This window comes from Georgenia satyanarayanai (assembly GCF_023715365.1).
GTDB lineage: Bacteria > Actinomycetota > Actinomycetes > Actinomycetales > Actinomycetaceae > Oceanitalea > Oceanitalea satyanarayanai_B.
In genome coordinates, this window is the sequence record NZ_JAMBNZ010000007.1 from 182723 (window position 1) to 208130 (window position 25408).

The 25408-nt window shown below is 74.4% G+C and carries 17 protein-coding genes; 13 read left to right on the plus strand and 4 right to left on the minus strand.

Translation table 11 applies throughout. The annotated features are described in order from the left end of the window. The first annotated feature begins 7 nt into the window (after positions 1 to 7). From M3148_RS17945 to M3148_RS10810, 6 genes are read left to right on the plus strand one after another with little or no spacing between them, the layout of a single operon-like run. Complete coding sequence (locus M3148_RS17945; protein WP_285884180.1) at positions 8 to 1234, plus strand: glycosyltransferase family protein; 1227 nt, start codon at positions 8 to 10, stop codon at positions 1232 to 1234. Then, positions 1224 to 2519: a glycosyltransferase family 4 protein gene (locus M3148_RS10790; protein WP_251304700.1), complete on the plus strand. Its 1296-nt coding sequence runs from the start codon at positions 1224 to 1226 to the stop codon at positions 2517 to 2519. The genes M3148_RS17945 and M3148_RS10790 overlap by 11 nt, the downstream gene beginning before the upstream one ends. Continuing rightward, complete coding sequence (locus M3148_RS10795; protein ID WP_251304701.1) at positions 2519 to 3727, plus strand: glycosyltransferase family 4 protein; 1209 nt, start codon at positions 2519 to 2521, stop codon at positions 3725 to 3727. The genes M3148_RS10790 and M3148_RS10795 overlap by 1 nt, the downstream gene beginning before the upstream one ends. Further along, positions 3727 to 5550 (plus strand): ABC transporter ATP-binding protein, encoded by a 1824-nt coding sequence (locus tag M3148_RS10800; RefSeq protein WP_251304702.1) that lies wholly within the window; start codon positions 3727 to 3729, stop codon positions 5548 to 5550. The genes M3148_RS10795 and M3148_RS10800 overlap by 1 nt, the downstream gene beginning before the upstream one ends. Further along, the gene (locus M3148_RS10805) at positions 5550 to 6773 is read left to right on the plus strand and encodes a phosphotransferase (RefSeq protein WP_251304703.1); all 1224 of its coding nucleotides are present in this window, start codon (positions 5550 to 5552) and stop codon (positions 6771 to 6773) included. Before M3148_RS10800 ends, M3148_RS10805 begins: the two co-directional genes overlap by 1 nt. Continuing rightward, entirely contained in the window at positions 6770 to 7948 is a 1179-nt protein-coding gene (locus tag M3148_RS10810; protein ID WP_251304704.1) for a phosphotransferase, read from the plus strand. The genes M3148_RS10805 and M3148_RS10810 overlap by 4 nt, the downstream gene beginning before the upstream one ends. A 12-nt stretch (positions 7949 to 7960) precedes the next feature. Here the strand turns inward: M3148_RS10810 and M3148_RS10815 are convergent, their stop codons facing one another. Continuing rightward, positions 7961 to 9112, minus strand: coding sequence for a cysteine desulfurase family protein (locus M3148_RS10815; RefSeq protein ID WP_251304705.1), 1152 nt, complete (start codon positions 9110 to 9112; stop codon positions 7961 to 7963). A 111-nt stretch (positions 9113 to 9223) separates the two neighbouring features. On the opposite strand from M3148_RS10815, the gene M3148_RS10820 reads away from it, so the two are divergent. Continuing rightward, positions 9224 to 10174: an FKBP-type peptidyl-prolyl cis-trans isomerase gene (locus M3148_RS10820; RefSeq protein ID WP_251304706.1), complete on the plus strand. Its 951-nt coding sequence runs from the start codon at positions 9224 to 9226 to the stop codon at positions 10172 to 10174. A gap of 109 nt (positions 10175 to 10283) precedes the next feature. Here the strand turns inward: M3148_RS10820 and M3148_RS10825 are convergent, their stop codons facing one another. Both M3148_RS10825 and M3148_RS10830 read right to left on the minus strand, forming a co-directional pair. Continuing rightward, a complete protein-coding gene (locus M3148_RS10825) occupies positions 10284 to 11270 on the minus strand; it encodes an electron transfer flavoprotein subunit alpha/FixB family protein (protein ID WP_251304707.1) in 987 nt (328 codons plus the stop codon). Between the two features lie 26 nt (positions 11271 to 11296). Beyond that, positions 11297 to 12067 (minus strand): electron transfer flavoprotein subunit beta/FixA family protein, encoded by a 771-nt coding sequence (locus M3148_RS10830; RefSeq protein ID WP_251304708.1) that lies wholly within the window; start codon positions 12065 to 12067, stop codon positions 11297 to 11299. 173 nt (positions 12068 to 12240) lie between these two features. Between M3148_RS10830 and glgX the strand changes: the two genes are divergently transcribed. Then, positions 12241 to 14532: a glycogen debranching protein GlgX gene (glgX, locus tag M3148_RS10835; RefSeq protein ID WP_251304709.1), complete on the plus strand. Its 2292-nt coding sequence runs from the start codon at positions 12241 to 12243 to the stop codon at positions 14530 to 14532. A 12-nt stretch (positions 14533 to 14544) separates the two neighbouring features. Then, on the plus strand, positions 14545 to 14928 hold the full coding sequence (locus M3148_RS10840; protein ID WP_251304710.1) for a hypothetical protein: 384 nt from the start codon (positions 14545 to 14547) through the stop codon (positions 14926 to 14928). Positions 14929 to 15064: 136 nt separating this feature from the next. Here M3148_RS10840 and glgP read toward each other — a convergent pair whose 3' ends face one another. Continuing rightward, positions 15065 to 17650, minus strand: a complete 2586-nt coding sequence (gene glgP / locus M3148_RS10845; protein ID WP_251304711.1) for an alpha-glucan family phosphorylase — start codon at positions 17648 to 17650, stop codon at positions 15065 to 15067. Between the two features lie 166 nt (positions 17651 to 17816). Between glgP and M3148_RS10850 the strand changes: the two genes are divergently transcribed. Genes M3148_RS10850 through glgB form a run of 4 tightly spaced genes read left to right on the plus strand, consistent with a single transcriptional unit; the run spans position 17817 to position 25388 of the window. Next, a complete protein-coding gene (locus tag M3148_RS10850) occupies positions 17817 to 19919 on the plus strand; it encodes an alpha-1,4-glucan--maltose-1-phosphate maltosyltransferase (RefSeq protein ID WP_440136922.1) in 2103 nt (700 codons plus the stop codon). A 14-nt stretch (positions 19920 to 19933) separates the two neighbouring features. Beyond that, positions 19934 to 21727, plus strand: coding sequence for a maltose alpha-D-glucosyltransferase (treS, locus tag M3148_RS10855; RefSeq protein WP_440136924.1), 1794 nt, complete (start codon positions 19934 to 19936; stop codon positions 21725 to 21727). Beyond that, positions 21727 to 23124 carry a maltokinase N-terminal cap-like domain-containing protein gene (locus tag M3148_RS10860; RefSeq protein WP_251304712.1) on the plus strand — a complete coding sequence of 466 codons (1398 nt, stop codon included), beginning with the start codon at positions 21727 to 21729 and terminating at the stop codon, positions 23122 to 23124. Before treS ends, M3148_RS10860 begins: the two co-directional genes overlap by 1 nt. A gap of 44 nt (positions 23125 to 23168) precedes the next feature. After that, the gene (gene glgB / locus M3148_RS10865) at positions 23169 to 25388 is read left to right on the plus strand and encodes a 1,4-alpha-glucan branching protein GlgB (RefSeq protein WP_251304713.1); all 2220 of its coding nucleotides are present in this window, start codon (positions 23169 to 23171) and stop codon (positions 25386 to 25388) included. Positions 25389 to 25408: the final 20 nt, after the last annotated feature.

The window sequence follows — 25408 nt, forward strand, 5'->3', positions numbered from 1 at the left end:
ACCCCGCATGACCACGACCACCACCAGGCCCACCGGCCTGGCCGGCCCGCACCCGGGCAGCGCGCCCCGCGGCCGGCGGCTGCGCGTCGCGCTGTACTCGCACGACGCCCTCGGTCTCGGTCATGTCCGCCGCAACCTCGCGATCGCCCGGGCGCTCACCACCCTCGGCCCGGCGCCGGACGTCCTCCTCCTCACCGGCGCCCCGGAGGCGGTCACCGCGCACCGCCCCGCGCACTGCGACCTCGTCTCCCTGCCCGCGCTCGCCAAGGACGCCACCGGCGCCTACTCCGCCCGCCACCTCTCCGTGGACGAGGCGCACATCCGGCACATGCGGCGCAGCATCCTCACCGCGGCGCTGTCCTCCTTCCGGCCCGACGTCCTCGTCGTCGACAAGCACCTCCGCGGCTTCCTCGGCGAGCTCGAGCCCGCCCTCGACCTCCTGCGCGCCGCCGGCACCCGCATCGTCCTGGGGCTGCGCGATGTCCTGGACGACGCCGTCACCTCCCGCCGCGAGTGGGACACCGACCGCGGGGCCCAGGCGCTGCGCCGCTGGTACGACCAGGTGTGGGTCTACGGGGACCGCGCCGTCCACGACCTCGCCGCCGAGCTCGACCTGCCCGCCGCGCGCACCGTCCACACCGGCTACCTCGCCACCGGCCGCCAGGGCGGGCCGGCCGTCACCGAGGTCGCCAGCCCCTACGTCCTCGCGATGGTCGGCGGCGGCTCAGACGGCGCCCACCTCGCCGAGGCCTTCGTCCGCAGCGCCATGCCGGCCGGCCACCACGGCGTTCTCGTCACCGGCCCGCAGATGCCCGCCGACGACGTCCGCCGGGTCACCGAGATCGCCGCCCACCGCACCGACCTCACCGTCCGCACCTACGTCGAGGACGCCGAGGCCCTCATCGGCGGCGCCGCCGCCGTCGTCTCCATGGGCGGGTACAACACGGTGTGCGAGGCGCTCGCCCTCGGCGCCCGGCTGCTCGTCGTGCCCCGCGTGCGCCCCCGCCAGGAGCAGCTCGTGCGCGCCCGCCTGCTCACCGCCGTCGGCGTCCTCGACCACCTGCCGCCGGACCGGCTCGACCCGCCCGCTCTCGAGCAGTGGCTCGCGCGCGCCGTCACCGCCCCTCCCGACGGCGGACGGCCGGGTGACGCCGTCGACCTCGACGGCCTCGCGCGCCTGCCCCACCTGCTTGCCAGTCTCGTCGCCATGAAGGAGGAGACCGATGTCGCCTGAGCGAGTCGGCTACGTGCTCAAGATGTACCCCCGGTTCTCCGAGACCTTCATCGTCTCCGAGCTGCTGGGCCGCGAGGCTCGCGGCGCGGGCCTCGAGGTGTTCTCGCTGCGCCCGCCGGTGGACCCGCGCTTCCACAGCGCCCTGGCCGAGGTGCGCGCCCCCGTCACCTACGTGCCCCGGGCCCGCAAGCCCGAGGAGCTGTGGGACGCGCTGCGGGCGGCCGCCCCGGAGCTGCCGCTGCTGCACCGCGCCCTGCCCGAGCTGCTCGCGGCCGAGGCCTCCGACGCCGGCCAGGCGCTCTCGCTCGCCGTCATGGTCGTGCGCCGCGGGATCACCCACCTGCACGCGCACTTCGCCTCGCTCGCGACGACGGTCGCGCGGCTCACCTCGCTTCTCACCGGCGTGCCGTACTCCTTCACCGCGCACGCCAAGGACATCTTCCACTCCTCGGTGGACCCCGCGGACCTGGCCCGCAAGATCGCCGGCGCCCACCATGTCGTGACGATCAGCGACTTCAACGAGCGCCACCTGCGCACCACCTACCCCGAGGCAGTCGCGGCGACGCGGTTGCACCGCATCTACAACGGCCTGAACCTCACCGACTTCCCCTTCACGCCCCCGGCGGTGGACGACGACGGCGGCACGGACGTCGTCGCCGTCGGTCGCCTCGTGGAGAAGAAGGGCTTCGACGTCCTCGTCGACGCGCTCGCCCACCTGCGCGACCGCGGCCGGCCGCTGCGCTGCAGGATCGTCGGCGGCGGGGAGAAGGAGGCCGAGCTGCGGGCCCAGGTCACCGCGCTCGGACTCGAGGGGCTCGTCGAGCTCACCGGGCCGCTGCCCCAGCACGAGGTCCGCGCTCACGTCGCGAGCGCCGGCGTCTTCGCCGCGCCCTGCGTCGTCGGCTCCGACGGCAACGCCGACGGCCTGCCCACCGTGCTCCTCGAGGCGATGGCGCTCGGCACGCCGTGCGTGTCGACCGACGTCACCGGCATCACCGAGGCCGTGCGGCACGAGGAGACCGGGCTGCAGGTCGGGCAGCACGATCCCGTGGGCCTGGCCGACGCGATCATCCGCGTGCTCGACGACGCCGCGCTGCGCGAGCGCCTCATCCGCGCCGCCCGCGCGCTCGTCGAGCGCGAGTTCGACACCCGCCGTCAGGTCGCGGCCCTCGAGCGTGCCACCCGGGCGAGGAACACCTCAGCGCTCGGCGCGAGGGTGGTCGCGTCCGCCGACACCCCGGATGTCGCCGACAGCTGGATCTCGCCCGCGCAGGAGGTGCGCTGATGCGGATCGCCTACGTCTGCGCCGATCCCGGCATCCCGGTCTTCGGCACCAAGGGAGCCTCCGTCCACGTCCAGGAGGTCGTGCGCGTCCTCCTCGAGGCGGGTCACGAGATCGACCTCTTCTGCCGGCGCACCGGCGGGGAGCCGTGGCCGGCCGCCGCGGCCGCCCGGGCCGCGGGCCGGCTCACCGTCCACGAGCTGGGCCGCGTCCGCGGGGAGGACGTCGCCGACCGCGAGCGCCGCGCGATGGCCGCCGACGGCGACCTGCTGGCCGCCGTCACCGCCGCTGGTCCCTTCGACGCCGTCTACGAGCGCTACTCGCTGTGGAGCACCGCGGGCACCGCCTACGCCCGGGAGCACGGCGTGCCCGCCGTCCTCGAGGTCAACGCCCCATTGCCCGACGAGCAGGCCCGCCACCGCGGGCTCGTCCACGCGGATGCGGCCCACGCCGTCGTGCGGCAGGCCGCCACCGACGCGAGCGTCGTCGTGTGCGTCTCCGAACCGGTCGCCACCTGGGTGCGCGAGCAGCTGGCGGGCACCGCGCGCGCCGACCGGCCCGCCGTCGTCGTCGAGGCGAACGGGGTGGACGTCGAGCGCATCGTCCCTGCCGCGGGCCGCCCGGCCCGGCCCTTCACGGTCGGTTTCGTCGGGACCCTCAAGCCGTGGCACGGGACCGAGACGCTGCTCGAGGCCCACGCGCTGCTGCGGCGCTCGGTGCCGGAGGCACGGCTGCTGCTCGTCGGTGACGGCCCGCAGGCGCAGGCGCTGCGCGAGCAGGCGCGCGCCCTGGGGACCGAGGGGGCCGTCGAGACGACCGGCGCCGTCGCACCCGTCGACGTGCCCGCCCTGCTCCACCGGATGGACGTCGCCACCGCGCCCTACCCCGCCGCGGGCGAGGGGTACTTCTCCCCGCTCAAGGTCTACGAGTACATGGCCGCCGGGCTGCCCGTCGTCGCCTCCGCCGTCGGGCAGCTGCCGGGCGTCGTCGAGCACGCGCGTACCGGTTTCCTCGTCCCGGGCTCGGACCCGGCGGCGCTGGCCGAGGCGCTGCGCGAGCTGGCCACCGACGCCGGCCTGCGCGAGAGGGTCGGGGCCGCGGCGCGGGCGCACGTGACCTCCGGGCACACGTGGACGCACGTCGTCGAGCGCTCGCTCGCGGCGGCCGGGCTGCCGCTGGCGGCCCGGGAGCCGGCGGGGGTGGGCAGCTGATGGCCACCCGCAAGCCCGCCGCCGAGCTGCGCTCGATCGTGCCTTCGCTGCGCCGGATCTGGACCTTCCTGCGCCCGCACCTGCGGCCGCACCGGACGGTCGTCGCCGGCGGCTTCGTCGCGCTCTTCGCCGAGGTGGCCTTCCGGCTCCTCGAGCCGTGGCCGCTGAAGTTCGTCATCGACGCCGTCATCGCGCCCGGCGCCGCGCAGGACCCGGGCCTCGTCACGCTCCTCGTGTGGGCGGCGATCGCCGTCGTCGCCGTCGCGGGACTGCGCGCCCTGGCGGCCTACGTCATGACGGTGTGCTTCGCGCTCGCCGGGACCCGCGCCATGACCTCGGTGCGGGCCCAGGTCTACGGCCACGTGCTGCGCCTGTCCCTGCGCTTCCACAGCTCCGCGCGCGGCGGCGACCTCATCACCCGGCTCATCACCGACGTCGGACGGCTGCGCGACGTCGCCGTCACCGCCGCGATGCCGCTCATCGGCAACGTCATCACCCTCGTGGCGATGGTGACGGTCATGGTGATCCTCGACTGGCGACTCGCGCTCGTCGTCGTCGCCGCCTTCCCGCTCTTCGCGCTGTCCTCATCCCGCTCCACCCGCAAGATCACCTCCGCCTCCCGTCAGCAGCGGCGCCGCGAGGGTGACCTCGCGGGCGCGGCCGGGGAGTCGCTCGGTGCCATCAAGGTGGTCCAGGCCTACTCGCTCGCCGAGCGGCTCGAGTCGACCTTCGCGGCCTCGGGCGCCAAGGAGCTCACGGAGGGCGTGCGCGCCACCCGCCTCTCGGCGGCGCTCGAGCGCAAGACCGACCTCCTCGTGGGCGTGGCCACCGGCGTCGTCCTCCTCGTCGGTGGCTGGTCGGTGGTGCGGGGACGGCTCACGCCCGGTGAGCTCGTCGTCTTCGTCCAGTACCTCAAGAGCGCCTTCAAGCCGATGCGCGACCTCGCGAAGTACACCGGCCGCATCGCCAAGGCCGCCGCGTCCGGCGAGCGGATCCTCGACATCATGCACACCGAGCAGGACGTCACCGACTCCGCCAAGGCCTACACGATCAAGCGGCTCGCCGGGGAGATCCGCCTGAAGCACGTCACCGCCTCCTACACCGGCGTCGACAAGGCCCTGGACGACGTGTCGCTGCGCATCCTGCCCGGCACGAAGGTCGCCGTCGTCGGGCACTCCGGCTCCGGCAAGTCCACCCTCGCCGGGCTGCTCCTGCGGCTGCAGGACCCGGTGAGCGGCGCGGTCACGCTCGACGGGCACGACCTGCGCGACGTCACCCTCGAGTCGCTGCGCGCCCACGTGGCCGTCGTCCTCCAGGAGTCGGTCCTCTTCCACGGCACGATCGCCGAGAACATCGAGATGGGCCGGCCCGGCGCCACCCCGGAGGAGGTCGAGGCCGCCGCACGGGCCGCCAACGCCCACCAGTTCATCACCCGGCTCCCCGAGGGCTACGGGACCCTGGTCGGTGAGCGCGGCGACACGCTCTCCGGCGGACAGCGCCAGCGCGTGGCCATCGCCCGCGCCATGCTCCGCGACGCGCCGATCATCGTCCTCGACGAGGCGACCACCGGGCTGGACCCGAAGAACTCCGCGGAGGTCTTCCAGGCGGTCGACCGGCTCGCCGCCGGGCGCACCACCGTCGTCATCACCCACACCCTGGCCGACGCGCTGGGCTGCGACGAGGTCGTCGTCCTCGAGCGCGGCCGGGTCGTCGAGCACGGCCGTCCTGCCGCGCTCATGGCCACGCCCGGCTCCCGCCTCGCACTGCTCGACCCGCAGCGGCACCAGCGGCCCGTCGTCGTCCCCGACCGGAAGGGCGCCTGATGCTCGACCTCGCACCGGCCGATGCTCGCCTCGCCGCCGCCGACCCCGCGCTCCCCGGCCTGCGCGACCTGCTCGCGCCGCTCGGCCTGGTCCGCCGCCTGGCACCGGGCTGGGGCGTGCGCGAGGCGCGCGTCGCCTACCTGCGCTACAAGCCGGGCACCTCGCTCCTCGCCGGGCTCGTCCTCACCGACGACGACGGCGTCACCTCCTTCGCCCAGGCCCTCGCCCTGCGCGCGGGCTCGGCGGACAAGCTCGCCAAGGTGCGCCGGGCCGGGGAGGCCGACGACGTCGGCCGGGGCGCCGTCGTGGACGGCGCGCTCGGTGTGGCGGTCGGTGACGTCACGGCGGACCGGCGGCTGCCCGGTGTGCGCCGCGTGCTGCGGGACGCCGACGGCGTGACTCCGCTCGTCTACCGGCCCGGCCGCCGCTGGGTGGCGCGGATCGAGGACGGCCGGGAGCCGGGTGAGCTGGTACGCGTGTACCACCCGGGAAGGACCGGTGGCGTCCTCGCCGGCCACCGGGCGCTGGCCGGGCTGCCCGTGCCCGCCCTCACCGCGGTGCGGCGGCGCCGCGGCACGGTGCGCACCGCCTGGGTGCCGGGGACCTCGCTCGACCGGCTCAGCGGCGCGGAGGCGCTGTGGGCGCAGGCCGGCGCGCTGGCGGCGGCGGTCCACCGCGAGGCCCGGGACGAGCGTCTGGACCGGGTGGACCGGGACGCCCAGCTGGGGGCCTCGGTGTCGGCCGTGCGCGCGGTGGCGCCGGCGTCCGCAGACGCCGCACAGGTGGCGGCCGAGCGGGTCCGTGCGGGCCTGGCTGGGCGCGGGGTCGTGAGCGTGGTGCACGGGGACCTCTCGGCCGACCAGCTCGTCGTGCGGCCCGACGTCGCCGCGGGCACGGCACCGGACGCGGCGGCCCCCGGCCAGGCCCCGCTCACCCTCATCGACCTCGACCGGGTCGCGCTCGACGACCCCCTCGCCGACCTCGGCTCCTGGTACGGCGCGCTCGTCGCGACCGGTGCGGAGGCGGGAGACCCCGCGCGGGTGCTCGCCCCGCTGCTCACCGGGTACACCGCCGCGGGCGGGGAGGTCGACGAGCGGGTCCTGCGGCTCCACTGCGCGGCGGCCGTCCTCCAGCGCGCCGTCGAGCCCTTCCGCCGTCACCGCCCCGACTGGTTCGACGGCGTCGCCCGTCTCGTCGCCGTCGCCGAGGAGCTCACGTCGTGACCCCCGAGGCCGTCCCGCCCGCCGCGCCCCCGACCCCACCCACCGACAGCCGGATCCCTCCCGCGCAGCACTCCCGCCTGCCGGAGCTCGTCCTCGCCGGCGCCCACCGCTACCAGCTGGTGCGCGCGTGGCCCCGCGGGACGGGGCACGCGCTCCTCGAGCTCGCGGCCGAGGACGGGACGACCGTGGCGGGCCAGTGGTTCGCCGACCCGGCCGCTCTCGACTCCGCCGCGGCCACCACGCCCGCACCGGCCCGGGTGGCCGGGGACGTCCTCCTCCAGCCGGGCGGCGCCGACGCACGCCTGCGCGCCCTGCCCGAGGTGCTCGCCGAGGACGGTGCCCGCCTGGTCGCCCACCGGCCCGGACGCCGCGCGGTCGTCCGCCTCGGTGCGCAGGACGGCTCGGCCCGCGAGTTCGCCAAGGTGGTGCGCGGGAGCAGGGCTGCCGGTCTCGCCCGGCGCGGCAGCCTCGTCGCCGAGCTCGTCGGGGACGTCGTCCCCGTGCCACGGCTGCTCGACACCGCCGACGTGGGACGCGGCATCCTGCGGTGGAGCGTCGTGCCCGGCCGCACCTTCCACGACCTCGGCGCGGACGAGTGGGCGCCCGAGAAGGCGCGGAGGGCCTGGGAGGCCGCCGGCCGCGCCGTCCGCCACCTCCACGAGGCGCCACGCGACCGGGTCACCGCACGCCACGGCGCCACCGAGGAGCTCGGCGCCGCCGCGGACTGGCTGCGTCCCGCCGTCGCCCACGGCCTGCTCGACCCCGCCCTCGTCACCCGCGCCACCGCGCACGTGACCGCGGCCCTGGAGCGCGTTCCCGCCGACCCGCCCCTCGGCGTCCTGCACCGCGACCTCCACGACAAGCAGCTCCTCCTCGACGACGCCGGAACCGTCGGGATGATCGACGTCGACACCCTCGCCGTCGGGGAGCGCGCGCTGGACGTCGCGAACCTCCTCGTCCACCTCGAGCTGCGGCAGGCGCAGGGCCTGCTGACCCCGGGCGTCGCGGCGGCGGCCCGGGCCGGCTTCCTCGCGGGCGTGGGCGAGGTGCCCGGCGACCGCGTCGACGCCTACGCCCTGGCCACCCGGCTGCGCCTCGCGGGGGTGTACGCGTTCCGCCCGCCCTGGCGCAAGGTCGCCGCGGCGCTCCTGCGCCGGGTGGCCGACCGGCCCTGACGGCGGGCGGTGCTAGGTGCGGGCGGCGTTCGCGGCGCGGGAGCGGGACACGACGTCGGGCAGGGCGGCGAGGACGGCGTCGACGTCGGCCTCGGTGGTCGTGCGGCCGAGGGAGAAGCGCAGCGCCGAGCGGGCGAGCTCAGGCGGGTAGCCCATCGCGCTGAGGACGAAGGAGGCCTCCTGCACGCCCGCGGAGCAGGCCGAGCCGGCCGAGGCGTTGACCCCGGCCATGTCGAGGCCGAAGAGGAGGGAGTCGGCGTCGGCGCCCTCGACGGTGAGGTGGGCGACCTGGGGCAGCCGCGGCGCACCGGCCCCGGTGAGGCGCAGCCCGTCCACCGCGGCGAGCGCCCCGGCCACGAGCCGGTCGCGCAGCGCGGCCAGGCGGGCACTCTCCGCCTCCCGGTCCGCCACCGCCAGGCTCACCGCGAGCGCCAGGGCGCGAGCGCCGGCGACGTCGAGCGTGCCCGAGCGCACGCCGCGCTCCTGCCCGCCCCCGTGGTGCACGGGCGCCAGCGCCAGCTCGCGGCGCGCCACGAGCGCCCCGGTGCCCACCGGGCCGCCGAGCTTGTGGCCGGTCACCGACATCGCCGCGAGCCCGCTCGAGCCGAAGCGCACCGGCAGGTGCGCGACGGCCTGAACGGCGTCGGAGTGGACGGGCACGTCACCCGCGAGCACGACGAGCTCCTCGACCGGTTGGACGACGCCCGTCTCGTTGTTCGCCCACATGACCGACACGAGCGCCGGGGCCTCGCCGCCTGCCAGGGCGGTGCGGGCAGCGACGAGGTCGAGGGCGCCGTCCCCGGTGACGGGCAGCACCGTGACGTCCGCGAGCCCGCGCTCGCCCAGCCAGCCCGCGGCGTCGAGCACGGCGTGGTGCTCGACGGCGCTGACGAGCAGCCGCGGGCGCGGCGAGGGGTGGGCATAGACGGCGCCCTTGACCGCGAGGTTGTCCGCCTCGGTGCCGCCGGAGGTGAAGACGACCTCGGCCGGCTCCGCGCCGAGCGCCGCGGCGAGCTCCTCGCGCGCCTCCTCCAGGCGGCGGCGCGCGTCGCGCCCCACCGTGTGGAGCGAGGACGGGTTGCCGCCGCGGGTCAGCTCCTCGGCGTAGCGGGCCGCGACCTCCGGCCGGACGGGAGTCGTTGCCGCGTGGTCGAGGTAGGCCATGGCCCCGAGTCTACGAAGCGGTGCCCGACTGTGGGCGATCTCCCAGGAACACCGCCTACCCTGGTCCGGGTGCCGCCGGAGCGGCACGTACGACCACACGAAGGACTCCCTGTGCGCCGATCCGCCACTGCCACCACCGCCGCTGCCCTGGCCGCGCTCCTCCTCCTCGCCGGCTGCTCGAGCGACGACGGCGAGGCCGAGCCCGCCGCCTCCCAGACGCCCACCGCCACCGAGTCCGAGTCGGCCGGGGCGGAGGCCGGCAACGCGCCGGAGGACGTCGCTGCGCTCGAGGGCGTCACCGTCGAGGGCGAGGCCGGCGGTGAGCCGACCCTCACCTTCGAGCAGCCCCTCAACGTCACCGGCAGCGCCGCCGTCGTCGCCTCCCCCGGTGACGGCGAGGAGATCACCGAGGGCCAGCTCCTCGTCGTCGACTTCATCCAGGTCAACGGCGAGAACGGCGAGGTCCTCGACTCGACCTACGAGGGTGGGCCGCAGCCTCTCGTCGTCAGTGACGAGATGACCGTGCCGGCGCTCAACGACGTCCTCATCGGCCAGCAGGTCGGCGCGCGCGTCCTCTTCGCCAGCCCCACGCAGGCCGCGGCCGCGATCATGGCGCTGGAGGTCGTCGACGCCCGCAGCCGCGCCGAGGGCACCGCGGTCGAGGCCCCCGAGGGCGTCCCGGCCGTCACGCTCGCCGAGAACGGCGAGCCGAGCATCGAGCCCGTCGACGGCGAGGCCCCCACCGAGCTCGTCGCCGCGCCCACGATCAAGGGCGAGGGCGAGGAGGTCGAGGAGGGCGACTACGTCTTCGTCCAGTACAGCGGCTGGCTGTGGGACGGCACGCCCTTCGACTCCTCGTGGTCCAAGGGCGTCCCGTTCCCCCTGGAGGCCGGCGCGGGTCAGGTCATCGAGGGCTGGGACACCGCCCTGCTCGGGCAGACCGTCGGCAGCCAGGTCGTCATGGTCATCCCCCCCGAGCTCGGCTACAAGGACCAGGACAACGGCACGATCCCCCCCAACTCCACCCTCGTCTTCGTCGTCGACATCCTCTACGCCGGCTGACCCCGAACACCCGCCCGCATATGCGGGAAAAGTGCGGTCCGGACAGTGTCCGGGCCGCACTTTTCGCGCATATGCGCTCGAGAGAGGTGGGGTGGGGTGGGATGGGGGGTCAGGTTCGCTGGTGGGTGCGGATCGTTTCGATGGCCTGCGGGAGCACGTCCTCGGCGGCGCCGACGACGCCGAAGTCGGCGAGCTCGAAGATCGGGGCCTCGGGATCGGTGTTGACGGCGACGACGGTCTGCGCGGCCCGCATCCCCACCGTGTGGTGGACAGCGCCGGACACCCCGACGCCGATGTACAGGCGCGGCGCGACGGTGACGCCCGTCTGCCCGACCTGCGCCGAGTGCTCGCGCCAGCCCTCGTCGGTGACGTCCCGGGTGGCGCCCACGGCGCCCCCGAGCAGCTCGGCGAGCTCCTCGACGGCGGTGAAGTCCCCGCCCGTGCCGCGGCCGCCGACGACGACGGTCTGCGCGTCAGTGAGCGGCACCTGCCCGGTCGTGGGGTGCTCGGTGCGCTCGACGACGGAGACGGCGCGGGCCCGGCCGGTGAGCTCGACCGGCACGCGCACGACCGCGGGCTCACCCGCCGCCGGCGCCGGCTCGGCGTCCACCGCGGCCGGGCGCAGCGCGACGACGGGCAGCGGCCCGGTCACCGCGCACACCGTCTCCCAGGAGGCGCCGAGGACGGTCTTGCCCGCCGCGACACCCTCCGCGCGCCGCTCGACGCGGTCCGCGTCGACGACCGCACCGGTTCCCACCGTGATCGCCAGGCCGGCGGCGAGTTCCTTGCCGGCGTAGGTCGACACGAGCAGCACGGCCTGTGGGGACGTCGCCGCGACGACGGCGGCCACGGCCTCGGTCGCGACGGCGGTGAGCTGCGGGGGGAGGCCGCCGAGCTCGGGCACGTGGACGGTGCTGACCCCGAAGCGGCCGAGCACCTCGCGCGCCGCCTCCCCCGGGCCCTCCTCCCCCAACCACACCGCCGCCACGGCCGCACCGGCCGCGAGGGCCCGCGCGGCAGTGAGCACCTCGGTCGAGGGCGGCGTGAGCGCGCCCTCGTGGTGGTCGACGACGACGAGCACAGGTCCCTGGGTCATGGTGCCTTCCTGGTGGGCGGGGTCGGTCAGACGAGCTTGGCGTCGATGAGGAACTCGGCCAGCTGCCGTCCGGCGTCCCCGGAGTCGGTGACGATGCGGCCCTGCTCGCGGGCGGGACGCTCCGCGGCGGAGAGCACCGCCGTCGCCGGCTCGGGTGCAGCGAGGCCGAGGTCGGCGAGCGACCACGTGTCGACCGGCTTCTTGCGGGCGGCCTTGATCGCCCGGAACGCCGGGTAGCGGGGCTCGTTGGCCTGGTCGGTGACCGACACGAGGGCGGGCAGCGGCGCCTCGAGGACCTCGACGGCGGAGCCGATCTCGCGACGCACGCGCACGCGGCCGCCGGTGACGGTGAGCTCGCTGGCGAGCGTGAGCGGGGGCAGGTCGAGGGCGGCGGCGAGCGCCGCGGGCAGCATCGAGGTGAGGCCGTCGAGGGAGGCCATGCCGGTGACGACGAGGTCGACCGCTGCCTCGCCCTGGAGCGTGCGCACGGCGGCGGCCAGGACGCGGGCGGTGGCGACGGCGTCGGAGCCGGCGAGCGACTCGTCGCTCACGTGGACGCCGCGGTCGGCGCCCATCTGCAGGCCGCGCCGCACGGCGTCCTCGGCGTCGTCGGGACCCATCGTGAGGACGACGACCTCCCCGCCGTGCTCCTCGACGAGGCTCACGGCGGCCTCGACGGCGTTCTCGTCGAGCTCGTTGAGGACGTCGTCGAGACCACGCACGAGGTGGCCGTCATCGTCCAGCGCGCGCTCGGACTGGACATCGGGGACATGCTTGACGCACACGACGATCCTCATGGCCCAAGCCTGCCACCTCCGGCGGCCTCCTGCCGACACGGCCCGTCACACCGTCAAGACATCCCTATCGGCCAATGCCCCCCAGACCTGAGCTGCCGGGCCCGCGGTACATCTCACCCGCAAGCCGCGCCACGATCGCCACGCAGGGTGGCACGATGGGCTCCATCATGAGTATGACCGCTTCATTCGTTCGCACGAGTCCCGCCCGCAGCGTCGCCCAGCGGGTGACCGGCCGCGCCCCGGCGCTGGGCGCCCACCTGTGGGGCGACGGCATCGACGTCGCCGTGCTCGCCTCGCACGCCACGGCCGTGGACCTGTGCCTCCTCGACGAGGACCACGGCTCCTACCGCGAGCGCCGCTTCGCGCTCCACCGCGGCCAGCACGGCGTGTGGCAGGGCCACGTCCCCGGCGTCACCGCCGGCCAGCGCTACGGCCTGCGCGTCCACGGGCGCTGGGACCCGGCCGCCGGGCTGCGGCACAACCCCGCCAAGCTCCTCCTGGACCCCTACGCGCGCGGCGTCACCGGCGAGCTCGTCCACGGCCCCGAGGTCTACGGCCACGCCGTCGACGAGGATCTCGCCCCGGCCCCCGACTGGGCCCCCAGCGACCTCGACTCCGCGGGCCACGTCCGTCACGGCGTCGTGCTGCCCGAGCCCCCCGTCGTGCCCGCCGACGCCCGCCCCCACGTGCCGTGGGACCGCACCGTCGTCTACGAGGCGCACGTGCGCGGCCTCACCCGGCGCCTGCCGGGCGTGCCCGAGCACCTGCGCGGCACCTACGCCGGCCTGGCGCACCCGGTCACCATCGCCCACCTGCGCGACCTCGGCGTCACCGCCGTCGAGCTCCTGCCGATCCACGCGACCGGCGACGAGCCCTTCCTCATCGAGAAGGGCCTGACGAACTACTGGGGCTACAACACCCTCGGCTTCTTCGCCCCCGAGCCGCGCTACGCCACCGAGGCCGCGCAGGCGCAGGGCCCGGCCGCCGTCCTCGACGAGGTCCGCGGCATGGTCCACCTGCTCCACGAGGCCGGGCTCGAGGTCATCCTCGACGTCGTCTACAACCACACCGCCGAGGGCGGCGACGGCGGACCGGCGCTCTCGTGGCGCGGTCTGGACAACACCGAGTACTACATGCACGACGGCGTCCGTCCGGCGCACCTCGTCGACGTCACCGGCACGGGCAACTCCCTCGACTTCCGCCGCGTGCGCGTGGTCCAGATGGCGCTGGACTCCCTGCGCTACTGGGTCGAGCGGATCGGGGTCGACGGCTTCCGTTTCGACCTCGCCACGACGCTGGGCCGCCACGGCGCGGAGTTCACCCCGCACCACCCGTTCTTCGTCGCTCTCGCCACCGACCCGGTCCTCTCCCACGTCAAGCTCATCGCCGAGCCGTGGGACGTGGGCCCCGGCGGCTGGCGCACCGGACAGTTCCCCGCCCCCATGGCGGACTGGAACGACCGCTTCCGCGACGCCGTACGCACCTTCTGGCTCAGCGACCCCGCCACCGGCGTGGCCGGCGGCACCGGAGGGGACCTGCGTGACCTCGCCACCCGGCTCGCCGGCTCCGCCGACCTCTTCGCCCACGGCTCGGTCCCGGGCGGGCGCGGCCCGCTCGCGAGCATCAACTACGTGACGGCGCACGACGGCTTCACCCTCGCCGACCTCGTCACCTACAACGGCAAGCACAACGAGGCCAACGGCGAGGACAACCGCGACGGCAGCGACAACAACCGTTCGTGGAACCACGAGGTCGAGGGCCCGGTCGCCACCGACCCCCTCACCCCCTTCCACGAGCGCGGCGGACCCGGTGACGCCGCGGTGCGCGCCGGGGCCACCCCCACCGTGCACGAGGACGGCGAGCACATCCTCCTCGGCCGCCGCCGCGGGGTGCGCAACCTCCTCGGCACGCTGCTCCTGTCCGCCGGCACCCCCATGGTGACGGCCGGCGACGAGATCGGCCGCAGCCAGCTGGGCAACAACAACGCCTACTGCCAGGACACCGAGCTCTCGTGGGTGGACTGGGAGCTGCGGCCCTGGCAGGCCGAGCTGCTCGCCACCTCACGCCACCTCCTGGGCCTGCGCCGCGAGCACCCGGTGCTGCGGCCCACGCACTTCGCCACCGGGCACACCGCCGAGGGCGACTCCATCCCCGACCTCGCCTGGTACCGCGCGGACGCCGAGGAGATGGACCCCTCCGACTGGCACGACTCCCGCGTCCGGGTGCTGCAGATGCTCCGCTCGGGCTACACCGTCGGCGACGGCGACCTCCTCCTCGTCCTCAACGGCTCGCTCGACCCCCAGGACGTCACCCTGCCCCAGGGCGCGGGCGCCGACTACGAGCTGCTGTGGGACTCCGCCTGGGAGTGCCCGCCGGCGCTGGACGCCCAGCCGCAGGTCACTGCGCCGGGCGCGACGACGGCAATGGCGGGCCTCACCATGCGGGCGTACCTCAGCCGTCGCTGAGACACTGGGGCCGTGGAGCGGCTCACGGGTGAGGCACGCGACCGGGTCCGGGCGAGCAGCCTGACCCTCGTCGTCGCGCTCACGCTCGTGGGCGTGACCATCGGGCTCTACGCGACGCTCGTCGGCTTCTCCCGGACGACGGTGGTCCCCAGCGAGATCGTCGCCGTGTCCGACGACGGCCACCACGTCACGGTCCGCTACTCCTACGGGGGCTGTCAGCGCGCCGGGCCCTTGGAGGTGCACGAGACCGCGGAGACCGTCGTCGTCTCCGCCCACGTCGAGGAGCGCCGCCCGCTGACCGGCCAGGCGTGCACGGCGGACCTCGTCATCGCGGAGGAGACCGTCACCCTCGACACCCCGCTCGGCGACCGGGACCTGCGCACAGCGACCCCCTGAGAACGGGGGAGATCCAGCTCTCGGCGGGAGCGGGTAGCCCCACCCGCAACGGGGGTGGCCCCACCCGCGCGCAGAGCTGGACCCCGCCCGAGCCCCAGGGGGCAGACGGGCGAGATCCAGCTCTCGGCGGGAGGGGTCAGGCCTGGGCTGCGGCGACGAGCGCGAGCTCGGCGGTGCCGGCGACGTGCTCGTGCGTGGGCACGATGCGCACCGAGTACCCGAAGGAGCCGGAGAACTCGAGCTCGACCTCGCCCTGGTAGCCGTAGCGGCCACCCTCGTACGTCTCTCGCAGCTCGAGCGGGCGCGTGGTGACGTCGACGAGCGTGTCGTCCTCGGCCACCCGCCCCGTGACGAGCTGAACCTCGACGTCTTGCGGGGCCAGTGCGCCCAGCGTCACGTACGCGCTGACGCCGACGACGTCCCCGACCTTGACGACGTCCGCCACACCGGTCGACTCGACGTGGTCCACGCGCACGGTGTGCCAGGCCTCGCGCACGCGGCCCTTCCAGTCCGCGAGGGCTGTCGCCTCGGCGAAGCCGGCGCCGTTGAGCGTGCGGGAGGAGCCGGCGACCGGCGTGTACAGCCGCTCGACGTACTCGCGCACCATGCGGGTGGCCTGCACCTTGGGGCCGAGGGTCGCCAGGGTGTGGCGCACCATCTCGAGCCAGTGCTGGGGCACGCCGTTCTCGCGGTCGTAGAAGCGCGGCACGACCGTGTCCTCAAGCAGCTCGTACAGCGCGGCGGCCTCGAGCGCGTCGCGGCGCTGGGTGTCCTCGACGCCGTCGGCGGTGGGGATGGCCCAGCCGTTCTGGCCGTCGTACCACTCGTCCCACCAGCCGTCGAGGATCGAAAGGTTGAGGGCGCCGTTGAGCGCGCACTTCATGCCCGACGTCCCGGACGCCTCGAGCGGGCGCAGCGGGTTGTTGAGCCACACGTCGCAGCCCGGCATCAGGGTCTGGGCCATCTCGATGTCGTAGTTCGGCAGGAAGACGATGCGGTCACGCACGCCCTCCTCGTCGGCGAAGCTCACGAGCCGCTGGATGAGGCCGATGCCCTGCTCGTCGGCGGGGTGGGACTTGCCGGCGACGAGGATCTGGATGGGCCGCTCGGGGTCGGTGAGGAGCTTCCGCAGTCGCTCGGGGTCCGAGAGCATGAGGGTGAGGCGCTTGTAGGTCGGCACGCGGCGGGCGAAGCCGATGGTGAGGACGTCGGGGTCCAGGACGTCCTCGACCCAGCCGAGCTCGGCCGGCGAGGCGCCGCGGTCCATCCAGGACTTGCGCACCCGGCGGCGCGCGGACTTCACCAGCTCCGTGCGCAGCGTGCGGCGCATCGCCCACAGCTCGGCATCGGGGACGCCGCCCTGGTCGGCGGGCAGCAGCCACCCGTCCCCGCTCGCGATCTGCTCGGGGCTCAGGTAGGACTCGGCCATCTGGACGAAGGCCGGGTCGGTCCACGTGGGGCCGTGCACGCCGTTGGTGATCGAGGTGATCGGCACCTCGGAGACGTCGAAGCCGGGCCACAGCTGGTGGAACATCCCGCGGGAGACCTGGCCGTGGAGCCGGGCCACACCGTTGGCCAGGCGCGCGGTGCGCAGGCCCATGACGGCCATGTTGTAGACCGAGCGGTCCCCGCCCTCGAAGTCCTCGGTGCCGAGCGCGAGGATCTTCTCGACCGGAACGCCGGGCAGCTCGGCCGAGCCGCTGAAGTGCTCGCGGACGAGCTCGCGGGAGAAGCGGTCGATGCCGGCGGGCACCGGGGTGTGCGTGGTGAAGACGGTGCCGCCGCGCACGGCCTCGAGGGCCGCCTCGAAGCTCAGGCCCTCTGCCTCGACGAGCTCGCGGATGCGCTCGATGGCGAGGAAGCCGGCGTGGCCCTCGTTGGCGTGGTAGACCTGCGGCGCCGGGCCGCCGGTGAGGCGGGCGTGCAGGCGCAGTGCCTTGATCCCGCCCATGCCGAGGAGGAGCTCCTGCTTGAGGCGGTGCTCGGGGGAGCCGCCGTAGAGGCGGTCGGTGACCTTGCGGCTGGCCTCGTCGTTCTCCGTGATGTTGGAGTCGAGGAGCAGCAGCGGGACGCGGCCGACGTCGGCGCGCCACACCTGGGCGTGCAGCTGGTGGCCACCGGGCAGGGGCAGGCTCACGCGTGCGGGGGTTCCGTCGGCCTCGCGCAGCAGGGTGAGGGGCAGGTTGTCCGGGTCGAGCAGCGGGTAGGTCTCGTGCTGCCAGCCCTCGCGGGTGAGGGACTGCTTGAAGTAGCCCGCGCCGTAGAGGAGACCGACGCCGATGATCGGCACCCCGAGGTCCGAGGCGGACTTGAGGTGGTCACCGGCGAGGATGCCCAGGCCGCCGGAGTACTGCGGCAGCACCGCGGTGATGCCGAACTCGGCGGAGAAGTAGGCGATGGCGTCGGGCTTGTCCTCGGCGTGGAAGGACTCCTGGTACCAGCGGGGCTGCTCGAGGTACTCGCGCAGGTCGGCGTCGAGCTCGTGGACGCGGGCGACGAGCGCCTCGTCACGCGCGAGCTCCTCCAGACGCGCCTTGCCGAGCTCCCCGAGCAGCTCGATCGGGTCGCCGTGGAGGGCCTGCCAGCGTTCCGGGTCGAGCGACTCGAACAGGGCCCGGGTGGGCTCGTGCCACGAGAACCGCAGGTTCTGGGCGAGGGTGTCCAGCGGAGCGAGGGGCTCGGGCAGGACCGTGCGGACGGTAAATCGACGGATGGCTCTCACGCGAGCGAGTGTAGCCCCGATCCCGCAACATTTTCAGCGGCTTACGGCGAGTTTCAGCGTGGGTCGCGGCAGCGCGCAACGGGCCAGTGTGGCCCACCACGCCGTGCGGCGCAGCCCGGGCGCCCAGCGGTCGACCACAGCCCGCCACGTCGATAGGTTCGTGACCGTGAGTCACGCACAGCGCACCTCCCAGTCCCCGGCGCGAGCAGCCACGCCCACGCCGCCGCCCACGTCCGCCGTGCCACGCCCCGCGTCGGCCACCCCCATCGGCCGGATCCCGGTCATCGAGCTCGCTCCCGTCGTCGAGGGCGGGCGCTGGCCCGCCAAGGCCGTCACCGGCGAGGCGGTCCGGGTACGCGCGACCGTATTCCGCGAGGGCCACGACGCCGTCGCCGCCACCGCCGTCCTCACCGGCCCCGACGGCGTCGAGCACAGCCGCGTGACGATGGACCCGGTCGACCCGGGCCTGGACCACATGGAGGCCTGGCTCGTCCCCGACCGCGTGGGCGACTGGACCTTCCACGTCGAGGGCTGGTCCGACCCGTACGGCACGTGGCTGCACGACGCGCCGCTCAAGGTGAACGCCGGCGTCGACGTCGAGCTCATGCTCACCGAGGGGGCGCTGCTCCTCGAGGCCGCCGCCGCCCGGCCCGAGCTGCCCGCCGGGGCGCGCACCGTCCTCACCGACGCCGTCACCGCCCTGCGCGACGCCGGCCGCCCGCCGGCCGCCCGGCTCGCCGCGGGCACCGCCGAGGAGGTCCGCGACGCCCTCGCCGCCCACCCGGTGCGCGAGCACGTCACCCCGAGCGCCGCCTACCCCCTGCGGGTGGACCGCCCGCTCGCGCTCGTCGGCTCCTGGTACGAGTTCTTCCCGCGCTCCGAGGGGGCGCGCTTCGACCCCGAGAAGGGCGGCTGGGTCTCCGGGACGCTGCGCACCGCCGCCGAGCGTCTGCCGGCGATCGCCGACATGGGCTTCGACGTCGTCTACCTCACCCCGGTCCACCCGATCGGCACGACGAACCGCAAGGGCCGCAACAACACCCTCACCGCCCAGCCGGGTGACCCGGGCTCGCCCTACGGCATCGGCTCGCCCGAGGGCGGCCACGACGCCATCCACCCCGAGCTCGGCACCTTCGCGGACTTCGACGCCTTCGTCGCCCGCGCCCGCGAGCTCGGCATGGAGGTGGCCCTCGACATCGCACTCCAGGCCTCCCCGGACCACCCGTGGGTCACCGAGCACCCCGAGTGGTTCACCCACCGGGCGGACGGCACCATCGCCTACGCCGAGAACCCGCCCAAGAAGTACCAGGACATCTACCCGCTCAACTTCGACAACGACCCCGAGGGCATCTACCACGCGGTCCGCGACGTGCTCCAGGTGTGGATCGACCACGGCGTCACCGCCTTCCGGGTCGACAACCCCCACACCAAGCCCCTCGACTTCTGGCAGCGCATCCTCACCGACGTGCGCGAGTCCCACCCCGAGGTCGTCTTCCTCTCCGAGGCCTTCACCCGCCCCGCGATGATGCGGACCCTCGCGGCCGTGGGCTTCCACCAGTCCTACACGTACTTCACCTGGCGCACGACGAAGGAGGAGGTGGCCGAGTACCTCGAGGAGGTGGCAGGCGAGACCTCCGACGTGCTGCGGCCGAGCTTCTGGCCCACGACCCACGACATCCTCACCCCGTACATGCAGACCGGCGGGGTGGCGGCCTTTGCGATCCGCGCGGTGCTCGCGGCGACCGGCTCACCGACGTGGGGCATCTACTCCGGCTACGAGCTCGTCGAGAACGTCGCCCGGCCCGGTGCCGAGGAGCAGATCGACAACGAGAAGTACGAGCTCAAGGCCCGTGACTGGTCCCGGGCCGAGCACATCGGCATCTCCCACCTCCTCACCCAGCTCAACCGCACCCGCCGTGCCCACCCGGCGCTGCAGCGGCTGCGCGGGCTCACCGTCCACCCGACGACGGACGACGCGACCGTGTGCTTCTCGCGGCACCTGCCCGCCCACCTGTCGCCGACGGGCCAGGCCGACACCGTCGTCGTCGTCCTCACCCTCGACCCCTTCACCACCCGGGAGGGCACCATCGACCTCGACCTCACCGCGCTCGGCCTGCCCGAGCCGGCGCCGGGCAGCGACCCGGGCACCCCGCTCCTGGCGGCGACCGACGAGCTGTCCGGCGAGACCTACTTCTGGGGCCGTCAGCCCTACGTCCGGCTCGACCCCCACCAGCGCTGCGCGCACGTCCTGTCGGTGAGGTCGCTGTGAGCCCGAGCAACCCCGTGCGGGCCCTGACCGCCCGCACCGACCCCATCCCGCGGCTCGGGGGCGGGCAGCGCCCCGGCCTCACCAACGACCCCGAGTGGTACCGCACCGCGGTGTTCTACGAGGTCCTGCTGCGGGCCTTCGGCGACTCCGACGGCTCGGGGACCGGTGACCTGCGCGGGCTCATCGACCGCCTCGACTACCTCCAGTGGCTGGGCGTCGACTGCCTGTGGATCCCGCCCTTCTACCCCTCGCCGCTGCGCGACGGCGGCTACGACGTCGCGGACTACACCGCGGTGGCCTCGGAGTACGGCACCGTCGAGGACTTCCAGGAGCTCCTCGAGGAGGCCCACTCGCGTGGGCTGCGGATCATCATCGACCTCGTCATGAACCACACGAGCGACCAGCACCCGTGGTTCCAGGCCTCCCGGGCGATGCCCGACGGCCCCTACGGCGACTTCTACGTATGGAGCGACGACAACACCAAGTACGGCGACGCCCGCATCATCTTCGTCGACACCGAGACCTCGAACTGGTCCTTCGACCCGGTGCGCCGCCAGTACTACTGGCACCGCTTCTTCTCCCACCAGCCGGATCTCAACTTCGAGAACCCCAAGGTCATCGAGGCGATGCACGACGTCGTCCGGTTCTGGTGCCGCTTGGGCGTGGACGGCTTCCGGCTCGACGCCGTGCCCTACCTCTTCGAGGAGGAGGGGACGAACTGCGAGAACCTCCCGCGCACCCACGAGTTCATCCGTGACCTGCGCGCGATGGTCGACCGGGAGTTCCCGGGCACGCTCATCCTCGCCGAGGCGAACCAGTGGCCCGAGGACGTCGTCGAGTACTACGGCACCGAGACCGCGCCCGAGTGCCACATGTGCTTCCACTTCCCGGTGATGCCGCGCCTGTTCTACGCGCTGCGCGAGCAGCGGGCGCACGCGATCCGCGACATCCTCGCCGACACCCCGGCGATCCCGCAGGGTGCCCAGTGGGCCACCTTCCTGCGCAACCACGACGAGCTCACCCTCGAGATGGTCTCCACCGAGGAGCGCGCCGCCATGTACGGCTGGTACGCCGAGGACCCGCGCATGCGCGCGAACGTCGGCATCCGGCGGCGGCTGTCCCCGCTGCTGGGCAACTCCCGCGCCGAGATCGAGCTCGCGCACGCGCTTCTCCTGTCCCTGCCGGGCAGCCCGTACCTGTACTACGGCGACGAGATCGGGATGGGTGACAACATCTGGCTGCCCGACCGGGACGCCGTGCGCACGCCCATGCAGTGGTCCCCGGACCGCAACGCCGGCTTCTCCACCGCCGACCCGGGCAAGCTCTACCTGCCGCTCGTCCAGTCGCTGGTCAACCACTACCAGGCGGTCAACGTCGAGGCGCAGTACGCGACGCCCACCTCCCTGCTCCACTGGGTGCGCGGCATCCTCGAGGTGCGCCGCGCCCACCCGGTGTTCGGGACCGGCAGCTTCGAGTTCCTCGAGGTGGACAACGACGCCGTCCTCGTCTTCGTCCGCGAGGACGAGAACGAGGCGATCCTCTGCGTCATGAACCTCGCCAACACCCCGCGCGCCGCCCACATCCAGGCGCCGCGGTTCGCCGGGCGGCAGCTGACGGACATCTTCGGCGGGGCGGTCTTCCCGGCCATGGACGCGGGCGGCCGGGTGACGGTCACCCTCGGCTCGCGCGACTTCTTCTGGCTCCGGGTCGATCCGGTGGCCACGCCCGTGGCCCCGCCCCCGGCGAGCGCCCCCTCGGCGGGCACCCCGCACGAGCCGCTGCCACCCGCTGCCTACCGGGAGCCCTGATGCCCACCCTCACCCCGCCGTTCCCCGACTTCCTGCCGGAGTGGGTCGCGCGGCAGCGCTGGTACACGGCCAAGGGCCGCACGCCGCTGCTGCGCCGCGTCGGCGGCCTGCGCCACCGGGACCCGGACGGCGAGGTGGGCGTGGAGACCTGGCTCGTCCAGGACGACGGCGGCCCCTCCCCCGTCGTCTACCAGGTGCCGCTCACCTACCGCGGCGCGCCGGTGCCCGAGCTCGAGCACGCGCTCGTCGCGCAGGCCGAGCACTCCGAGCTCGGCCCCCGGTGGATCTACGACGGCTGCCACGACCCCGTCTACGCACGGCTGCTCCTCACGACGATCCTCGAGGGCGGCACGGTCGAGTCCGACGGAGGGGCGCAGTACGGACGCGCCTCGGGTCACCGGGCGAGCGGCGACGGCGCGATGGGCGCCCACACCGGCGGTGAGCAGATGCGGGTGCTGCGCGGGGAGCAGTCCAACACCTCGATCATCGTCGAGGGCGAGGACGGCCCGCCGGTCATCTGCAAGGTGTTCCGGGTGCTGGCCGACGGCCGCAACCCCGACGTCGTCGTCCAGGAGGCGCTGGCCGCCGCGGGCAGCACGCGCGTGCCCGCCCCGCTCGGGGACCTCTACGGGGAGTGGACCGGCCCCGCCGGGGAGCGCCAGCACGGGCACCTCGCCTTCGCCCAGGAGTTCCTGCCCGGCGTCGAGGACGCGTGGCGGGTGGCCGTGCGTGCCGCCACCGACGGCGAGCACCTCGGCGAGCGGGCCGCGCACCTGGGTGCCGCCGTCGCCTCCGTCCACCGCGACCTCTCGGCCGCCTTCCCCACCCACGAGGCCACCGAGCCGGTCCGTGCCCACCTGCGCTCCACGTGGCGCGACCGGGCCACCGCCGCGCTGCTCGAGGCGCCCGAGCTCGAGGAGCACCGCGAGGCGATCGCCGCCCTCTACGCCCGCACCGAGAACGCCACGTGGCCGGGGCTGCAGCGCATCCACGGCGACCTCCACCTCGGGCAGGTCATCGAGGCACCCGGGCGCGGGTGGCTGCTGCTCGACTTCGAGGGCGAGCCGCTGCGGCCGCTGGGCGAGCGCACCGCCCCCGACCTCGCCCTGCGCGACGTCGCCGGCATGCTGCGCTCCCTCGACTACGCCGCCGGCGCGGCCCAGCGCGAGCACGGCGCCGAGGTGGCCGGGGACTGGGTGGCCCGGGCATGCGGCGCCTTCCTCGACGGCTACGCCCGCGAGGCGGGCCGCGACCCGCGGGAGGACGCCGAGCTCCTCGCCGCCCTCGAGCTCGACAAGGCCCTGTACGAAGCGGTCTACGAGGCGCGCAACCGGCCCGCATGGCTGTCCATCCCCGTGAGCGGGGTGCGGCGGCTGCTCGGGACGACCGCCCCGTGACCTTTCTCGCGCGACAGCACGGACGTGATGGAAGAGTGGACGACATGACCAATGACGAGCGCCCGGCACCGGCCCCCGCCCCCACCGGCCCCGGACCTGCCCCCGTCGACCACGGCGTCCTCCACGCCGTCGCCGCCGGCCTGCACCACCAGCCGCACGACGTCCTCGGCCCGCACGTCGGCCAGGACGCCGTCACCATCCGCACGTTGCGGCCCCTGGCCGACGCCGTCGTCCTCGTCACCGCCGACGGCCGCCAGCCCTTCGAGCACGAGGCCGAGGGCGTGTGGGTGACCACGGTGCCCGGCACCGAGGTGCCCGACTACCGCGTCGAGGCCACCTACGGGACCGAGACCCATCAGACCGACGACCCGTACCGCTTCCTGCCCACCCTCGGCGAGCTGGACCTCCACCTCGTCGGCGAGGGGCGCCACGAGGAGCTGTGGAACGTCCTGGGCGCCCACGTGCGCCGCTACCCCTCCGCGCTCGGCGACGTCACCGGCACCTCCTTCGCGGTGTGGGCCCCCAACGCGCGCGCCGTGCGCGTCAAGGGCGACTTCAATTCCTGGGACGGGCGCACGGCAGCGATGCGGTCCCTCGGCTCCACCGGGGTGTGGGAGATCTTCCTGCCGGGGGTCGGCTCCGGTGCCCGGTACAAGTTCGAGATCCAGTACCGCGACGGCACGTGGCACGAGAAGGCCGACCCGATGGCCCGCGCCGCGGAGCACCCGCCGGCCACGGCGTCGGTCGTCACCGAGTCCCACTACGAGTGGCAGGACGAGGAGTGGATCGCCCGTCGCGCCGCGACCGACCCGCACTCCGGCCCCATGAGCGTGTACGAGGTCCACCTCGCCTCGTGGCGTCCCGGCCTGAGCTACCGGGATCTCGCCGTCGACCTCGTCGACTACGTCGCGGGGCTCGGATTCACCCACGTGGAGTTCATGCCGGTCGCCGAGCACCCCTTCGGCGGCTCGTGGGGCTACCAGGTGACCTCCTACTACGCCCCGACGGCGCGGATGGGCGGGCCCGACGACTTCCGCTACCTCGTCGACGCGTTCCACCAGGCCGGCATCGGCGTCATCATGGACTGGGTCCCGGCGCACTTCCCCAAGGACAGCTGGGCACTGGCCCGCTTCGACGGCACGCCGCTGTACGAGGACCCGGACCCGCTGCGCGGGGAGCAGCCCGACTGGGGCACCCTCGTCTTCAACTTCGGGCGGCGCGAGGTGCGCAACTTCCTCGTCGCCAACGCGCTGTACTGGCTCGAGGAGTTCCACATCGACGGCCTGCGCGTGGACGCCGTCGCCTCGATGCTCTACCTCGACTACTCCCGTCAGCCCGGCCAGTGGCGGCCCAACGAGCACGGCGGCCGGGAGAACCTCGAGGCGATCAGCTTCCTCCAGGAGACCAACGCGACCGCCTACCGCCGGGTCCCGGGGATCGTCATGATCGCCGAGGAGTCCACCGCGTGGCCGGGCGTCAGCGCCCCCACCGACCAGGGCGGCCTCGGCTACGGGCTCAAGTGGAACATGGGCTGGATGAACGACACCCTGCGCTACCTCGCGGAGGAGCCGATCAACCGGCGCTACCACCACGGGGAGCTGACCTTCTCCCTCGTCTACGCCTTCTCCGAGCAGTTCGTCCTGCCGCTGAGCCACGACGAGGTCGTCCACGGCAAGGGCTCGCTCGTGCGCAAGATGCCCGGTGACCGCTGGCAGCAGCTCGCCGGCGTGCGCGCGCTGCTCGCCTACCAGTGGTCCCACCCGGGCAAGCAGCTGCTCTTCATGGGTGGGGAGTTCGCCCAGGAGGAGGAGTGGTCGGAGTCCCGCGGGCTGGACTGGCACCTGCTCGACAACCCGGCCCACGCCGGGACGGCCGACCTTGTGCGCCGCCTCAACGACGTCTACCGCGCCCACCCCGCGCTCTACGCCGACGACTTCTCCCCCGCCGGCTTCCAGTGGATCGAGGCGGGCGACGGCGACCACAACGTCATCAGCTTCCTGCGCACCGACCCCTCAGGGACGGGGCGCGACGTCGCGTGCATCGTCAACTTCGCCGGCGCCCCGCACGAGGACTACCGGGTGGGCCTGCCCCACGCGGGCACCTGGGTGGAGATCCTCAACACCGACGCCGAGGAGTACGGCGGCTCGGGCGTGGGCAACCTCGGCCGCGTGGTGGCCGAGGAGCTCCCGTGGAACGGCCGCCCGGCGTCAGCGCGCCTCCGCATCCCCCCGCTGGGAGCCCTCTGGCTCACGCCCGAGAACTAACCCCGCCCCCTGCCCCCCGC

Coding starts and splice junctions, on each gene's coding strand:
- M3148_RS17945 (WP_285884180.1), top strand. CDS start 8: ATGACCACGACCACCACCAGGCCCACCGGCCTGGCCGGCCCGCACCCG.
- M3148_RS10790 (WP_251304700.1), top strand. CDS start 1,224: ATGTCGCCTGAGCGAGTCGGCTACGTGCTCAAGATGTACCCCCGGTTC.
- M3148_RS10795 (WP_251304701.1), top strand. CDS start 2,519: ATGCGGATCGCCTACGTCTGCGCCGATCCCGGCATCCCGGTCTTCGGC.
- M3148_RS10800 (WP_251304702.1), top strand. CDS start 3,727: ATGGCCACCCGCAAGCCCGCCGCCGAGCTGCGCTCGATCGTGCCTTCG.
- M3148_RS10805 (WP_251304703.1), top strand. CDS start 5,550: ATGCTCGACCTCGCACCGGCCGATGCTCGCCTCGCCGCCGCCGACCCC.
- M3148_RS10815 (WP_251304705.1), bottom strand. CDS start 9,112: ATGGCCTACCTCGACCACGCGGCAACGACTCCCGTCCGGCCGGAGGTC.
- M3148_RS10825 (WP_251304707.1), bottom strand. CDS start 11,270: ATGACCCAGGGACCTGTGCTCGTCGTCGTCGACCACCACGAGGGCGCG.
- M3148_RS10830 (WP_251304708.1), bottom strand. CDS start 12,067: ATGAGGATCGTCGTGTGCGTCAAGCATGTCCCCGATGTCCAGTCCGAG.
- glgX (WP_251304709.1), top strand. CDS start 12,241: ATGACCGCTTCATTCGTTCGCACGAGTCCCGCCCGCAGCGTCGCCCAG.
- M3148_RS10860 (WP_251304712.1), top strand. CDS start 21,727: ATGCCCACCCTCACCCCGCCGTTCCCCGACTTCCTGCCGGAGTGGGTC.
- glgB (WP_251304713.1), top strand. CDS start 23,169: ATGACCAATGACGAGCGCCCGGCACCGGCCCCCGCCCCCACCGGCCCC.